Here is a 14,922-nt window from a genome sequence, read left to right as displayed (position 1 = left end):
CCGATCAGCGCGTTCAGCGCACGCTGGCCGACGTGGCCGACAGGGTTCAGGTTCGGAAGATCGACAATGACGAGGGCCGCAGGCTGCTGCGGATCGTCCGGAGGGGCAGCGGGTCGGTGGTGACCTGGCGGCGTGCCCATATGGTGATGCTCTCCGCGCAGAAGATGCCCGCAGCGAAGATCGCCGAGGTGACGTTCACCAGCCCGGACCGGGTTCGCGACGTGATCCACAACGTCAACGCCGACGGCGCAGTCATACCCAGAGGACGGGGAGCCTGGGGCCATCTTCTGCCTGAATGAGTTCGGTCCGCTGAACCTCAAGCCCCACCCGGGGCGGCAGCGGGCCGAGCGCAGCGGACGGCACACGGCCTCCGACCGGGAGCCCAGGCCCCGTCGGCGGGACATCTACACCCGACCGCACGGAGTCCGGCACCCGTTCGCCGCCCACGACCTCGGCAACGACAAGCTCTACGCCCACATCAAGCCGTAGACGAACCACACGAGGTTCCCGGAGTTCTGCCGCTACCTGCGCAGCCGCTACCCGCCCCGAGATCCGGATCGCGATCGTGCTCGACAACTTGTCCCCGCACCCGACCACGAAGAAGGACACCCAGGTCGGCGACTGGGCCGCGGGCAACAACGTCGAGTTCGCCTCCACCCCGACCAACAGCCCCTGGTTGAACCGCGTCGAGGCCCAGTTCACCGCCCTGCGCTACGTCGCGCTGGACGGCACCGACCACCGCAGCCACAACAGGCCAGGCAGCGTGGTCCGCCGCTACATCATCTGGCGAAACCGCCACGCCGACGACACCCCTCTACGTCAGGTCGTCGCCCGAGCCAGCGTGGCTTGACCAGCGACGACCCGAACGACCAGCCCTCAGCCCGCGGTCGGGGTCTTGATGAGCGGCGCGTCGCGCGCCAACTCCCGGAACCCGACGCTGTGGAACAGCTCGCGCGCTTTGGGATGCCCCGGTGCACCCAGGCAGGCGACCGTCATATGAGTGGCCCCGGCCGCCCGCGCCAGGTGCATCCCGTGTAGAAGCATCGCTCTTGCCAGCCCCCGACGCCGGTAGTCCGGATGTGTCCCGACCGGCTCGAACTCAGCGGTCTGGTTCGCTTCGTCGAGCCACATGATCGTGGAGGATGCCATCGTTCCGTCCGGCGCCTCTACCAGGATGTGCAGGTCGCCGCGATACGTCGCCGTCTGCCGGACGCCCTGGTAGCTCTCAGCCGTGTAGGTCGAGGGAGCCCAGGCGTCCAGATGGGCCTGGACCGCGGCCTTGGGCCCGGCCTCCTCGGCGGTGCGGAACCGGAATCCGTCCGGCAGTACCGGCTCCTCCACGTCGGTGAGGTCCCGCTCGTTGAGCTGGGTCCAGTACCCGGCGTCGCCGAGCGAGGCCGGGTCGGTCTCATAGCCGTGCGCCGTCCATCGCTCCAGCGCGAACTCATCGGCGGCGCTCGGCATCACCGTACGCTCGATGTCCGCCGCCGTACCGTCGTACCAGTCGATCACCTCGTCAACCAGCCCGGCGTGGCCGGGATGGACCTGATACGCCAGATAGGCACCGGTGACGTCCTTCACCGACCCGTCGCTCCGCCTCACCCGGTGCGGAAGACAGGCCCAGCTCCACGCCACCAGATCCCCGCCAGAGAACCACAGCCGACGCGGCCAGCTCGCGCCGTCGCTGGCGTGCCCCTTGCCCCAGTTCCAGGCCAGCTCGCCCAACGTGGCGTCGCTGTTCACCAGCTCGGGGCGGGTGGCGGTGACACGCTGCGCCAGACCCTGCATGAGCTGCACGTCCGCGGCGGTCACAAGCTCGAGGTTCGCCATAGTGCGCCACGGTGTCAGGACTCCGCAAAGCTGTCGAAGGGTTTTCCGGAGCCGTCGATCGCGGCGGTCAACAGCACGACACGCGAAGCGCATCGTCGCGGCGGCGGAGCCGAAGGCCGGGCCGCCATGTCCCTCGATTACGCGGGCCGACTGCGGACATCGACCGACGCGTGTCACGGCCTCCAGGGCGAACGCTGCCTGCTACGGCACTTAGGTCCAGGAAAGGCGGCGGGCGGTGGTCACGCCGGTGGGGTCGGTGCCGTATTGGGCCGCGAGGATCTCCTGACCGCGGGCGCTGGGCGCGTAGGTGAGTTCGCCCTCCGAGACCCACGTGCTCCAGGCTTCGGCGAACGCCTTGGCGTCGGCCCGGCGGCGGGCGAAGACGGTCGGGACGACGTGGTACACCGCGTGGTTGGCGTGGGGCTCTCCCCCGACCAGGGCGCACGCCCGGCCCCGGGCGTCGCGGTCGTCGGCGGGCTCGTCAATGACGTAGCGGCTCAGGATGTAGCGCGGGCTGCCCACCGGCGGGGCCAGCACCTCGTCCAAGGCGGTGGCGAAGTCCTCGGCCGCCTGGGGGCCGGCGCCAGTGAGGGTGTAGCGGTACACGCCGTCGGCGTCCACGGTCACGCGCACCCCCTCGGCCCCCGCCGAGGAGCGCCCGACCGTGTGCAGGCCGTCGGCGACCGCGCAGGCGTAGCGCGCGGTATCGACCGGCCGCGCGGCGATCGCGAGCAGCCATTCGGCCGCCCGGATCCGGTCGGACCGGCGACGCCGACCCTCCGCAGCCGCACCCGCGGCGACCAGGAGGACGCCCAGGGCGGCCAGGACGACGATCCCTGGCACCCCGCTCGCGGCTACCGCGACCGAGCCCGCCCAGGACAGCGCGCCCATCGCCATCAACGTCCCGGCCACGGGGCTGGACGGCAGCGGGGAGGACAGGAGATGGCCCTTCCGCGTTCGGCCCGCGTCCGGGAGGGCGGGCCGTTCGACGGCGCCCGCAGCGGCGGGGACAGCCTCGGGCGGCCCGCCGTCCGCTGCGGTGCCGACCACTGTGAGCGCCGCGCTGCGTCCCGGTCCCCCGTCCGGGCACACGGCCGCCGCAGTCGACACCGCGCCCTCGTCCATGGACGCGCCCACGGCTGCACCGATGGCGGCGCCGTCCCCGCGCGCTTCCCCGCCCGGCGGCGTGGTCGGCCGATCCGGGCGCACCCGCAGGGTCGGCAGCAGGAGGTCGGAGTAGGCCGACCCGACCCGCCACCGGCGGCGGGTCTCCTCGCGTCGCCCCGCGCGCACGAGCATCCGCGCGTTGACCGCGTCCAGCTCGTTCGAGTCAGGCGGCTCGAACGGCGAGAACGCCGGGTCGACGTGCGCGACGCCGCTCATCACCTCGCCCTCGGCGTCGGCCCCCAGGTACCCCTCGTGCTTGCGGACGAAGCGGTCCCAGTCCGCCGCGCCCCGCGGGTGGTTGTGGGTCACGCACACGACCGTCCACGTGTGCGCGGTCTTGTCCGGCCAGGACGGGTCCAGGCGCAGCGCGCGCCCGCGGCTCTGGACGACGGCCGTGGGCGTCGTCGCCGTCGTCACGTCGACGACCGTGTTCACCCCGCGGGCGTCCCACCCCTCCCCCAGCAGCGCGCGGGTGCCCACCAGCACCTGGCAGTGCCCCTCCTCGAAGAACCGGGTGACCAGCTCGACCCGGTCGCGCGCGTTCCACGAGCCCTCGATGCGGCACAGCTTCCCGTCGAGGCGCGCCTTCAGCTCCAGGACCGGCCGCTCAGCCTCCGCGTAGGCGATGAACGCGGCGGCGGTGTGCGGACCGGCCGCCACCGCGCGCCCCGTGACCAGCATCGGGTCGAACCCGTCCGTGCGGTCGTCGGCGGCCAGCAGCTCCAGTTGCAACCACGCCGACCCCGCGTCGTCGGCGAGTACCCCGCGCAGGCGCGCCGGGGCGCGTGCCGCCGCGTGCTCGTGGTCGCACAGCACCAAGGCACGCATCCGAGAGCCGATCGTGCCCGCCTCGGCTGCGACGATCTCCACCGTGGCGTAGGACTTGGCGGCGCTGCGGGCGAGTACCCGGTCTACCGGCGAGGCCCCGCGACGGATCCCGCGCTTGGTGAGGTGGTAGCCGACCGACGGGAGTGCGGCCCGTATACGCTCGTAGGCCGCCCGGTCGCGCTCCGAGCCCGCGTCCAGGCAGCGCCGGGCGTAGTCCCCGATGAGCACCGTCCAGTCCTCGGCGTGCGGCGGGTGGCGGTGGCGCTCCAGCAGCCGGGCGCCGTCGGGTAGCTCGCACAGGCCCACGTAGTGCAGCCGCAGGACCGCGTCGGTCAACTCCGGTTCCAGGGCGGCCAGCCGCGGCCAAGGGAGCCGACCGACCGTGCCGTCACCGCCGCCGCTGTCGCCGTCGCCGGTCGCGCGCTCGGTGAAACGGACGTGCAGCCACGGGAGGAAGTCGGTGTCGGCGAAGCCCGGGGCGAGCAGGTCGGTGCACATCTCGCTGAACCTGGAGCCCTGCTCGGCCAGGTAATCGCGCTCGACGGCCGTGGGCTCGGTGACGTAGGCGAGCTCGGCGAAGGGGGCCAGGTAGCCGCTGCGGACCAGCGCCGGGATGGACGCGCCGGTGATCGGCGGCCCGAAGAGCCGGTCGACGAGGTCGTGCTCGGAGGCGGTGAGGCTGGCGGCGGGGGTGCCGGTCAGGCCGATGACGTAGGCGTCGTCGAGTTCGGCGAGGACTTCGTCGAGGAGGCGCCCCCAGGCCTGCAGCAGGTGGTGGCACTCATCCAGGAGGACGGTGAGGGGACCGGCCGAGTGCAGGGCATCGACGAGCGCGGCACCGTTGGCGTGCAGCCGCTCCTTCATGGTGGCGGGGGTGGTCTCGCGCCCTTCTTCGTCGGTCTCGGTGTCGGGGTCGAAGACGGCGAGCGACTGGTAGGTGAGGACCGTGACCTGGTGCCCGAGGTCCCGCCCGGTCCCGGCGTCGCACCCGTCAGGCCGCTCGAAGGCGTGCCAGTGGGAGACCCACTGCCCTTGGATAGCGGTATTGGGCGCGAAGACGACCGTCCGCCGCCCGAGCCGTCGGGCGGCCTCAAGCCCGACGAGCGTCTTGCCCGCGCCCGGCGGCAGCACCACCCAGGTCCGCCGATGCCCGTCGGCCCACCGCGCGTCGACCTCGTCCAGGGCCTCCCCCTGGTAGGGACGGAACTCCCCGGGCCAGCGCGCGTCCCCTGATGGGTGGGATGGCGAGGAGGGGACCAGGGGGTCTGCCATCAGTCCACTCTATGTCGCCCCTGTTCGAAGGGGTGGGGGCTCCTCGTTATGTCTCCCACCGCGGGCGAGCACTCGGCTGAGGACTGTCCGGCCTGATGCCAGGTCCCCCCACGGTAAGGCCGTGTCGGCTCATCACTGGAGGCCGGTACCGCCCTGTCGCCCTTCTGCGCGGATCACTCCTCCTTGAGGAGGCGGAAGGTGATGCCCTGGTGTTGCAGACGGGGGGTCAGCGCGTCGCCCATAGCGACGGCCGGGGTGACCTGGCCCGAGGTCTCCGGGAGATCGTCGTGGGCCATGCACAGCGCGGCCTGGGAGAGGATGACGGCCGTGACGTCATACGGGTCACCGCCCGCGACCTCCGTGACCACGCGGCGGCCGCCGCCTTCCCCAAGGAAGCGCAACACGAAGTTCCCCTCGGCGCGCTCTTCCTCCGACGGGCCCTCGCCCTGCTGGCGCTTGCCGAGCAGGTAGTCCCGAACCCGGAGGATCTTGGCCGCCACGACCAGTCCGCCCGCTCCGGCGGCCGTCCCCGCCGCACCGACCAGGCGCCGGGTCACCATGTACTGGCCATAGCGGAAGTCGGGCCCATACCGGTCGAGGACAGCGGCCGATCGCCGGATGATCTGCGGGTCCAGCGTCGGCATCGGCAGCGCCCACCCCTTGGTCAGGCGTGTACGCGGCACCGGACGCTGCTCGACCCGGGCACGTCGTTCCGTCGCGCCTTCTTCGGCGCGCGACAGGCGTCGCTCCGTGGCGACCCGTTCCTTCGCAGCGCGCGTGGCAGCACCCTGGTCGGCGACCATCCCGATGAGGCTGTGCCAGGTCCCGCCGGAGGGCGTCGTCGACATGCGGACGAAGCCTTCGATGGTGATCGGAACGTCCTCGGGCAGGTGCTGGACGGTGAAGTAGGCCCCGAGGTCATGGGGAACGGAGTCGAAACCGCAGGCGTGGAGCAGGCGGGCGCCGGTGCGCAGCGCTTCCTCGTGGTACCGGACGTACATCTGGTCGACGAAGACCGATTCTCCGGTGAGGTCGATGTAGTCGGTCCCGGCCCGCGCGCACGCGGCGACCATGGGCTCACCAACAGCGGCATAGGGACCGGCAGCGGCGGCCACGACCCGCGCGGACTCGGCGACGGCCCGCATCGAGTCGGGGTCAGCTGAGTCGGCGATTAGCAGATCGAGCTCCACACAGGCCGGGTTGATCCCGGCGAGGCGTTCGCGGACGGCCTCCAGCCGCGCCCGGTCGCGCCCGGCCAAGGCCCAGCGCGTGTCGTCCGGAGCGTTGGCGGCGAGCTGGTCGGCGGTAAGGCCACCACTGAATCCTGTGGCGCCGTAGAGCACGATGTCATATGGGCGGTCCATCCCAGGAGTCTACGACGCGCGATCCTGCTGATCCGCGCCCGCATCGCGGTAGCGGGCCGTACGGTGAGTCGGGCGTTAGGCCGACAAGGAGCAGCATCATGGGAACAGGTCTGTACGAATACCTCGGCGTAAACCCAGAGGATCCGCGACAGCAGCAGGCAGAAGAAGACGCCCGCGAGCACGCCGACCTCATGGATGCGCTCATCAGCCTCCGCGAGCAGGGAGGACTCAGCCAGAGCGATGTCGCCGACCGGATGGGGACGACACAATCTGTGGTGTCCGATCTGGAGCGAATCGGAGGTAATCCCCGAATCAGCACCATCCAGCGGTACGCGCGTGCCGTCGGTTGACGGCTCGGGTTTGGGCTGTTGACCACACGGCAGTCTCGGGAAGCCGTTGTGGAGGGGGCTGCCCAGTTGGGATAAAGCCGGGTGCCCCCTTTGCTTTCCCTCGCTCGGGGGCACCCGGTTCCGGGCACGGACCAACCCCTCAGTGGTCCTCCCGGTGGGCCCCTCTCCGACCTGCGCGTCGGAGAGGAAAGAGGGACGATGGACAGTTAGCGCTGCCCGTTGTCGTACTGACGCTTCAGGCGTCGGCGCGCGTTCTGGTCGCCCTTGGCAGCGTTGAGCAGGTCAACGGCCTCGATCATGGTGGGCACGCCGTTCATGAGCAGGGACCAGTGGGCGTCATCCATGCTCACGCGCTCAGCGACCGGTCGGTCGTCGAAGAAGACTGACCAGCAGCGGCATTCAGCGGCGTACCGGTCGTAGATGATCTGGATTCGCCCGCGCGTCACTGTCGTGATGCCCGAACGGGTTACCCACGTGGGCTGAGGGACGATCATCGCTACCATCGCCTACTTGTGATCCGCAAGGCGATCACCCGCCCCGCAATGGTAATCATGTGGGGGATGTAAGGCCGCACCCGCAGCGGCCGCCTGACTTTCATCTCTTCTCCCTTCGTCGTGCCTACCCCCACAATTCCGCTACAGCCTCAGAGCTGCCATTGAAGCCACACTTCTGTATCCGATCGTCTGAGTCTGTGGTGATGTGTAGTCACTCCGTGCGACGCTGTATGAATGACAGAAAAGATCAACCCGACTTGGGCGCGATTCGGACGGGAGATACGACGGTTACGGATCCAAGCTGGGCTTTCGCAAGCTCAGCTCGCCAAGCAGGTCGCTCTATCTCCCGCAATGATCGGGGCGATCGAGAGGGGGACACGCACACCAAAACGGGATCATGTGGACGCACTGGAATCCGTTTTCACTACGAACGGAGCGTTACACCGGCGCTGGACTGACAGCCTGAATTCAGCTGAACAGCCCGACTGGTACCGACAGGTCGTCACTTCAGAGGAACGAGCGACGGAAATACGGACCTGGCACCCTTTTGTCATGCCGGGGTTACTGCAGACTCCTGGATACGCACGGGCGATCTTCTCCCACGGACGGCCGACCGACTCCTCTGATCAAATCGAAAAGCTTGTCAAGTCCAGGTGTCGCCGACTTGACGTTCTGACCAGCAACAACAAGCCCGATCTCTGGGTCGTCATCCCGGAAGACGTCATACGGAGCCGCGTCGGAGGCATCGAGGCCATGCAGGAGCAGCTGGCCCATCTCCTGAATCTGGTTGAGTCCGGCACGATACATTTCCAGGTGCTACCTCAAGGAGTACCGAACCATGCAGGCCTCTCCGGTGCGATCCGCCTCCTCGGATTCACGGACAAGCCCCCTCTTGCCTACTGCGAGCACTCTGCGGGAGGCGCACTGGTAGACGACATGGATGTAGTCCGACGGCTCAGTCGTGTCTTCTCAACAGTGCAGGCATGGGCTCTCAACCCCGAAGACACCGTCAACCTGGTGAAGGAGACAGCACGTGAACTGGTATAAGAGCAGCTATTCCCAGGCGTCAGGAGACTGTGTCGAGGTTGCATGGCACAAGAGCACGCACCGCGCCGCCAGCAACCCCAACTGCGTCGAGGTTGCCTGGCATAAGTCCTCCTACAGCGGCCCAAACGATCCCAACTGCGTGGAGATCGCTGAAACCCCCGGGACGACATTCGTCCGTGACACGCAGCACCGACACCTCGGGGCACTCGCGTTCGGCGCGACCGAGTGGAGATCCTTCGTCGACGGCCTCAAGCGCGGTGACCTCGCCTAATCCCTTTTGTCCCCCGCAGATGCAATAGTGCTCCAGGGCAAATTCCCTGGAGCACTACTCATGAAAGGACGCACTAACGCATGCAACACATCATTGCCAGGATCGGGGTCCTGGTCACAGCCGCTGTGCTCGTCCTCACCGGCGCCGCCTCTGCCCAAGCCGACACTTCAGTCGCGCGGCCCGAAACCCATAAGCCCGCATATTTCGAGTTCAGGGACTCCCACGGCGACACGTTTGTTTTCAAGCTGACCGACGCCGCCAAGATCAAGGAAGCCCGCAACATGCTGGCCAATGGCGAGTCTCGGTCCGTCATGGGAGTGATCATCAAGAGGTCCGCCCCGTACAACCCCCCGTGGAGTTACCACCTCGACCCGAAGACCGTCGAATTCTTCGATCAGGCCACCGAGGTCTGTGACGCCAGCATCCAATATGTGGAGGACCACCTGGACGAGGTCGGCGGCGCGTTCCTGCCGGGCAACCGGTGGTGCCCGTGGTCGTCGGAGCTGGTGCGGGAGGTCTAGCCTCCCGCACCGTTCGTGGCGACGTCATGAGTAGGAGCGGTCAGCCCTTCATGGCGTCGCCCCAGCCGCTCTGGACCATGGTCTGGTAGGCCCACTCGCCGTTCGACTTCACCAGGACATCGGCGTAGTGCATCTTCATCGTCTCGCCGTTCATGGTCAGGGTGGCCTCCGTGAACACCACCGCCAATTGGGCGCTCAGGAACACCGGCGTCCGCACGGATTCCGTCTTCAGGTCCGCGGATCCGTCCGGGACCTCGTGGGTGAGCATCTGCAGGTACTGCTCGCGGGTCCACTGAGCGGCGACACCGTTGCCCTTGGAGTCGTCGCTGACCAGGTTCATCGGGAACATCCCCATGTTCTCCATGCCCTCGGCGTCCGACTTCTCGGCGCGCTCGTCGTAGTGGGCGAACCAGGATTCGAGGCTCTGCAAATCCTCCGCCGTCGGCGTGTAGCCGGTCGCGATCCCGTTCGTCTGGTTCGAGAACGTCATGCTCCACCTTTCCGAAAGCGCCACGCGGCACACTCGTCCGCCCGCGCCAGATCGTACACTGTACCGTACGGCGTACGCGAATGACCAGACGCAATTTCGATGGGGTTCGCGGGCACACGAAAAGGGGCTGGTGGGTGGCTCAGATGAGCCACCCACCAGCCCCTTGTGTCGCTATGGGGCGCCTGCGGCGCTCGCAGGCCGGGTGATCAGCCGCGCAGCATCGCGCGGTGGGCGAGTTCGCGGCAGGTGAGCGCGAAGTCGCGGTCGGCGGCCTCGACCGCCATCGGGAACGTGGACGTCTCGGTCATCCCCGGGGCGACGTTGACCTCCAGGAAGCGCACCGTGCCCTTGTCGTCCACCACCAGGTCGGTCCGCGACAGGTCGCGCAGGCCCAGTGCGCGGTGGGCCGTCAGTGCGGCCTCCGCGGCGGCCTGAACGGTCTCCTCGTCGAGTCGCGCCGGGCAGAAGAACTCCGTGCGTCCGGCCGTGTAGCGCGCCGCGTAGTCGTACACGCCGCCGTCCGGCACGATCTCCACCGGCGGAAGCGCCACCGGCCCGTCGCCGGTGTCCAGGACACTGACCGCGATCTCGGTGCCGCGCAAGCGCTCCTCGATCAGGGCCGTGTCGCCGTAGGCGAAGCAGCTCACCAGCGCCGCCGACAGCTCCTCGGCCGAGTCGACCGGGGTCGCGCCGAAGGCCGAGCCGCCCTGGTCGGGCTTGACGAACAGGGACTCCCCGAGCGTCGCCACGATGCGCTCCAGCAGCGCGGGCGCGCCCAGGTCGTGGAAGGCCGACTTCGGCAGGGTCACGCCCCGCGGCACCGCCACGCCTTGCTCGGCCACCAGCGCCTTGGCCGTCGGCTTGGCGAACGCCACCCGGCACGCCTGGGGCGGTGCGCCGACATAGGGGAGGCCGCTGAGCTCCAGGATCTCCCGGACCGCTCCGTCCTCACCCAAGGCGCCGTGCAGTACCGGGAAGACGACCTGCGGCGGGTCGTTGCGGAGCATGCCGAGCAGCCCCGAGTCGACGTCGGCGACCTGAACTTCGATGTCGAGGCGGCGCAGCGCCTCGGCGACGCGTCGCCCCGAGCGCACACTGACCTCGTGCTCGGGCGACATCCCACCCGCGAGTACGAGCACACGGTCGAGATCGGCCACGGTCCTGCCTTCCTTCTGTCCTGCTGATGTCACCACGGCGGATCGCGCCTTGCGGGTCAGGGGATATCGGGCGTCGGTGCGTCACTGCCGCTGGTGGGCGGGACCGACGTGCTGCCGAACGTATCACGCAGCGACGTCTCGCTCTTGATCACACCGACGAGCCGCCGCACGCCCTCGCGGATCTGCTCCGGCGTCGGGTAGCAGAACGACAGGCGCATGTGGCGGTGCCCCTCGTCCCCGGCGTAGAACCCGGTGCCCGGGACATAGGCGACGCGCTCGCTCACGGCGCGCGGCAGCATGGCCTTGGCGTCGAGCCCCTCGGGCAGGGTGACCCAGACGAAGAAGCCGCCTTCGGGGCGGGTCCAGGTGGTCCCGGCCGGCATGAGCGCGTCCAGCGCGCCGAACATGGCGTCGCGGCGCTCCCGGTACATCTCGTTGAAGTCCTTGATCTGCTCGCGCCACGGGTGGGTGGACAGGTAGCGCCCCACGACCATCTGGTTGAAGGTGGAGTGGCTGAGCATCGCGGACTCGGCGGCAAGAACGAGCTTGGCGCGCACCGCCGAGGGCGCCAGCGCCCATCCGATGCGGAACCCTGGCGAGAGCGTCTTGGAGAAGGAGCCGAGATAGATGACGTTGTCGGGCGCGTCGGCGCGCAGGGGCCGCTCGGGATCGCCCTCGTAGCGCAGCAGGCCGTAGGGGTTGTCCTCCAGCACCAGCAGCCCGTAGCGCTGGCAGATCTCCAGAACGCGGCGGCGGCGCTCGGAGCTCAGGGTGACGCCGCCGGGGTTCTGGAAGTTGGGGATGGTGTAGAAGAACTTGACCGTGCGCCCCTCGGCGGTGAGCCGGGCCAGCGTCTCCTCCAGCGCCTCCGGGATCACGCCGTCGTCGTCGATGGCGATGTGCCGGATGTCGGCCTGGAAGGCGGCGAAGGTGTTGATGGCGGTGACGTAGGTGGGCGCCTCGCACAGCACGACGTCACCGGGGTCGACGAAGACGCGGGTGACGAGGTCGAGGGCCTGCTGGGAGCCGACGGTGACGATGACGTCGTCGGCGTCGGCCTCGATCCCTTCGAGGCTCATCACCTCGCAGATCTGCTCACGCAGGACCGCGTCGCCCTGGGCGGAGCCGTACTGCAGCGCCGTGGGGCCCTGCTCGGCCACGACCTCCTGCACGATCTCGCCGATGCGGTCCAGCGGCAGCGCGCTGACGTTGGGCATACCGCCTGCGAGGGAGACCACTTCGGGACGCGATGCGACGGCGAAGAGTGCCCGGACCTCCGAGGCCACCATCCCCTGTGCGCGTGCGGCGTAGGTGCCGACGTAGGGGTCGATCCGCGAGCCCTGTGTCGAGGGCTGCCGGTGGGGTTCTCGGGGATCTTGGGACACGATCCACCTCCGCTGGGGTTCGACGTTGCGTTGATGCCATGTGGGACGCGCCAACCGCGGTGTTGGTTTGCAGTTCGTTCGCATTCGCGCCGTTTGTCACCGCATGTCATCGCGGCGGGTCCGGTAGCACCCGCGTGACCACTGGCCTCAGACGACCCGGTGGTCACAGATCAGTGTATGCGGCCCCGTCCAACCCCGGCGGCACCGGCCCCCATCCTCGGGGGCGCCGACAGTCCTCCCACCGGGGCCGCGCGGGTTTCCCCGCCCCTGCGGGCGCCCGGCCGAGGCCTGCGAGAACCCCGCACGGGTGTTCCGGATGATCACGATGGACGGGCAATAAATCGCCTCGCGTGACACCAGGCGCCACATTTGTTTCTCTTCCTTGCGAATAGAGCGCTCCGATGTATCGATTCCACCAAACATCCCATCGGATCTGCGACGCGTCCATTGACGACCGGATGCGGACACCCCGACGCCTTGAACGCCCAGGTCATCAAAGTTGAGCATGGATTGATCATGTCGATTTCGCATAGGTCGCACACATTCACCCACGCAATCGATATTATCGTTTATTCCTCCAGAATACGGACAACCTGAATGAGGATGTGGTGAATCCGGACAGCCGATGGATTGTCGGGCGTGAACATGCGATCGCGGTCATCCGGCATCTCATGACCCGTCCGGGGCCCGATGGGTCCCCTATGGGCGCGCGACGGCCGATCCTGGTGTTCGAAGGTATGCAGGGCATCGGAAAGTCCGCGCTACTCGACCACATCGCCGGCCTCCTGCACCAGCAAGTGCCCTACGCCTATATCGACTTCCAGCACACGCCGCAGGCCGACGTGGCGAAAGTCCTGTCCGCCCTCGCCTTCGAATTGAGCCGCCACACGCCCAACTACGGCCGACTGAACTTCCCCCGCATGATCATCGGCCAATTGGTGCTGCGCCTGGACCTCAGTCACACGGACCGCAACGGGGCGCGGGAACAGGTCATCGCCGAAATCAAGAAACACCGCAAGCTCGACCGGATCGAAGAACTCCTCCGCGAGACCGCCGACGATATCGTCTCCCTCCCCGTCGAGCCGCTCACCGGAAATGTCGCCACCCGCGCATTCGGCCGTCCGGTCGCCACCGCCGTCGGCGCGCTGACCTCCTGGACCCTCAGCAGCCGTCCGTTCCTCGGCCGCCACCAGGACTGGTACGGGCACCGCGACCAGGGCTACACCGACGATCCGATCGACGCCCTCGTGCAGCTCAACCAGCAGTGGAACGCACCACACCACGATGGCGGCCGTGACCAGGCGGCCGACGTCCTGTGCGCGGCCTTCCTCGCCGACCTCCGCGACGCCTTCGCCCACGGCGGGCGTTCAGCGTCCTGGCTGCTGACACCGGTGGTCCTGCTGGACAACGTCGACGAGGAACCCGGCCGCGGCTTCCTCGACCACCTCGCCCGAGTGCGCCGCACGACCGAGATCGACGACCGGTACGGAGCGCTGACCATCGTGGCGACCAGCCGCGGCCCGCTGCTGTGGGCGCTGCCGGACGACGTCACGGTCACCATCAGCACCAACATCCCGGTCGAGGCCGCCCGGCCCCGCCCGGGCCCCGGGGACCGTCCCCCGGACTGGGCGCGGTACGTGCTCAGCGACCTCACCGAGGAGGAGACCGACACCCTGATCACACGGGCGGGTCTCAGCGCCAGAACCGACCGGCACAGCGCCAAGATCATCCACGGATTCACCAGCGGGCACCCCGGGTCCACGCGGCTGCTGCTCGACACGATCGCCCGCATGTCACCCCGGCAGAGCCTGGCCCGGGTCCTGGCCGGTGCCTCCGACGACGCTCCGGCGTTCCCCACGGTCCAGCAGGAGAACCGGCTGTTCCGCGAGCTTCTCGGCGTCCCGGGCAACACCACCGTCCCCAAGGGCCTCGTCCACGCGATGACCACCTGCGCCGCCGCGCGCACCGGCGATGACGCGCTTCGGCTGGCGCAGACGAGCCAGCTGGTTCAGCCCGCCTACCGGGACCGCGCCGAACTCCGGCGGCCGACTCCGCGGTTCGCCCACGGCACCGGCGGGGAGGCCCTGCTGCGCCGCCTGCTGCTGCGACGGCTCGCCCGGCGCGGGCCCAACACCAAGACGAACTGGTCGCAGGTCTTCGGCTGGCTGCACGCGGAGGCCCGGCGCCGGGACGACCTCGTCGGCCTGCTCTACTACGCGCTGGCCGTCGGTGACCTGGGGTTCGTCGCCGGGGAACTGACGGAGCGCTTCGACAAGGGCCACGGTGCGACGGGCGCGGTGGCGCCACCGCCGGACGGCACCGCTTTCGGCGCCGCGGAAGGTGCGGAGGCGCGCACGTGGAACGGGCTGCTGACCGCCGTCACGCTCGCTCCCCGCTCCGAGGTCGGGTTGGACCGGCCCGCGCCCATCGAGCACGTGCACGCGCTGCTGGCGCAGGCCGCGGAGGACGGGGAATCGGCCTCCGCGGACGGCCTGCCGTTCGCCCTGCAGATCCGGCGCCTCGTCGCCGCTCTGTGGCTCGCCGCCGACCCGTTCACCGGTCCGGAACGCCGCCACCTCCATGAGCAGATCGCCGCCGACTACCGGGCCCTGGCGCTCGGCTCCCCGCACAGCCCGGCCGAGCTTTTCACCGCCGCCGAAACGCACGACCGGCTGGCACACCTGTGGTCGTGAACCGCCCCTCGCACTGAACCGCCCTCCCCGCATCCCCGAGTCCCAGCGTGGTC

General features: G+C 69.1%; 14 protein-coding genes. 7 read left to right on the top strand and 7 right to left on the bottom strand.

The genetic code is table 11. From position 1 onward, the window contains the following. The first annotated feature begins 32 nt into the window (after positions 1-32). A complete protein-coding gene (locus CDO52_RS27465; RefSeq protein WP_198345734.1) occupies positions 33-299 on the top strand; it encodes a helix-turn-helix domain-containing protein in 267 nt (88 codons plus the stop codon). Positions 300-565: 266 nt separating this feature from the next. Further along, a complete protein-coding gene (locus CDO52_RS28710) occupies positions 566-850 on the top strand; it encodes a hypothetical protein (RefSeq protein ID WP_017618923.1) in 285 nt (94 codons plus the stop codon). Positions 851-876: 26 nt separating this feature from the next. Here CDO52_RS28710 and CDO52_RS14650 read toward each other — a convergent pair whose 3' ends face one another. The 3 genes from CDO52_RS14650 to CDO52_RS14640 all read right to left on the bottom strand — a co-directional run bounded on the left by CDO52_RS14650 (position 877) and on the right by CDO52_RS14640 (position 6,461). Next, positions 877-1,830, bottom strand: coding sequence for a GNAT family N-acetyltransferase (locus CDO52_RS14650; protein ID WP_017618922.1), 954 nt, complete (start codon positions 1,828-1,830; stop codon positions 877-879). A 210-nt stretch (positions 1,831-2,040) separates the two neighbouring features. Continuing rightward, positions 2,041-5,097, bottom strand: coding sequence for a DEAD/DEAH box helicase family protein (locus CDO52_RS14645; protein ID WP_094932456.1), 3,057 nt, complete (start codon positions 5,095-5,097; stop codon positions 2,041-2,043). A gap of 173 nt (positions 5,098-5,270) precedes the next feature. Then, positions 5,271-6,461: a saccharopine dehydrogenase family protein gene (locus CDO52_RS14640; RefSeq protein ID WP_017618920.1), complete on the bottom strand. Its 1,191-nt coding sequence runs from the start codon at positions 6,459-6,461 to the stop codon at positions 5,271-5,273. A 98-nt stretch (positions 6,462-6,559) separates the two neighbouring features. Here CDO52_RS14640 and CDO52_RS14635 point away from each other — a divergent pair, with 98 nt between their 5' ends. Beyond that, a complete protein-coding gene (locus CDO52_RS14635; RefSeq protein ID WP_017618919.1) occupies positions 6,560-6,811 on the top strand; it encodes a helix-turn-helix domain-containing protein in 252 nt (83 codons plus the stop codon). A gap of 206 nt (positions 6,812-7,017) precedes the next feature. Here CDO52_RS14635 and CDO52_RS14630 read toward each other — a convergent pair whose 3' ends face one another. Then, positions 7,018-7,257, bottom strand: coding sequence for a hypothetical protein (locus tag CDO52_RS14630; RefSeq protein ID WP_232524181.1), 240 nt, complete (start codon positions 7,255-7,257; stop codon positions 7,018-7,020). 282 nt (positions 7,258-7,539) lie between these two features. On the opposite strand from CDO52_RS14630, the gene CDO52_RS14625 reads away from it, so the two are divergent. The 3 genes from CDO52_RS14625 to CDO52_RS28705 all read left to right on the top strand — a co-directional run bounded on the left by CDO52_RS14625 (position 7,540) and on the right by CDO52_RS28705 (position 9,144). Next, positions 7,540-8,352, top strand: a complete 813-nt coding sequence (locus CDO52_RS14625; RefSeq protein WP_033300356.1) for a helix-turn-helix domain-containing protein — start codon at positions 7,540-7,542, stop codon at positions 8,350-8,352. Beyond that, positions 8,339-8,623, top strand: a complete 285-nt coding sequence (locus CDO52_RS14620; RefSeq protein WP_083919883.1) for a DUF397 domain-containing protein — start codon at positions 8,339-8,341, stop codon at positions 8,621-8,623. The genes CDO52_RS14625 and CDO52_RS14620 overlap by 14 nt, the downstream gene beginning before the upstream one ends. A gap of 80 nt (positions 8,624-8,703) precedes the next feature. Next, the gene (locus CDO52_RS28705; protein ID WP_017618916.1) at positions 8,704-9,144 is read left to right on the top strand and encodes a BP74-related protein; all 441 of its coding nucleotides are present in this window, start codon (positions 8,704-8,706) and stop codon (positions 9,142-9,144) included. A 40-nt stretch (positions 9,145-9,184) separates the two neighbouring features. Here CDO52_RS28705 and CDO52_RS14610 read toward each other — a convergent pair whose 3' ends face one another. The 3 genes from CDO52_RS14610 to CDO52_RS14600 form a co-directional block, all read right to left on the bottom strand. Beyond that, on the bottom strand, positions 9,185-9,634 hold the full coding sequence (locus CDO52_RS14610; RefSeq protein WP_017618915.1) for a hypothetical protein: 450 nt from the start codon (positions 9,632-9,634) through the stop codon (positions 9,185-9,187). A 206-nt stretch (positions 9,635-9,840) separates the two neighbouring features. Then, complete coding sequence (locus CDO52_RS14605) at positions 9,841-10,791, bottom strand: D-alanine--D-alanine ligase family protein (protein ID WP_017618914.1); 951 nt, start codon at positions 10,789-10,791, stop codon at positions 9,841-9,843. A gap of 56 nt (positions 10,792-10,847) precedes the next feature. Further along, positions 10,848-12,080, bottom strand: coding sequence for an aminotransferase-like domain-containing protein (locus CDO52_RS14600; RefSeq protein ID WP_083919882.1), 1,233 nt, complete (start codon positions 12,078-12,080; stop codon positions 10,848-10,850). Between the two features lie 797 nt (positions 12,081-12,877). On the opposite strand from CDO52_RS14600, the gene CDO52_RS14595 reads away from it, so the two are divergent. Further along, the gene (locus tag CDO52_RS14595) at positions 12,878-14,869 is read left to right on the top strand and encodes a hypothetical protein (RefSeq protein WP_094932455.1); all 1,992 of its coding nucleotides are present in this window, start codon (positions 12,878-12,880) and stop codon (positions 14,867-14,869) included. The last annotated feature ends 53 nt before the right edge of the window (positions 14,870-14,922 follow it).

The sequence above is a fragment of the Nocardiopsis gilva YIM 90087 genome (assembly GCF_002263495.1).
Classification (GTDB): domain Bacteria; phylum Actinomycetota; class Actinomycetes; order Streptosporangiales; family Streptosporangiaceae; genus Nocardiopsis_C; species Nocardiopsis_C gilva.
The sequence above is the reverse complement of the archived record's forward strand: the minus strand, read 5'-3'. Positions and strand labels throughout refer to the sequence as shown.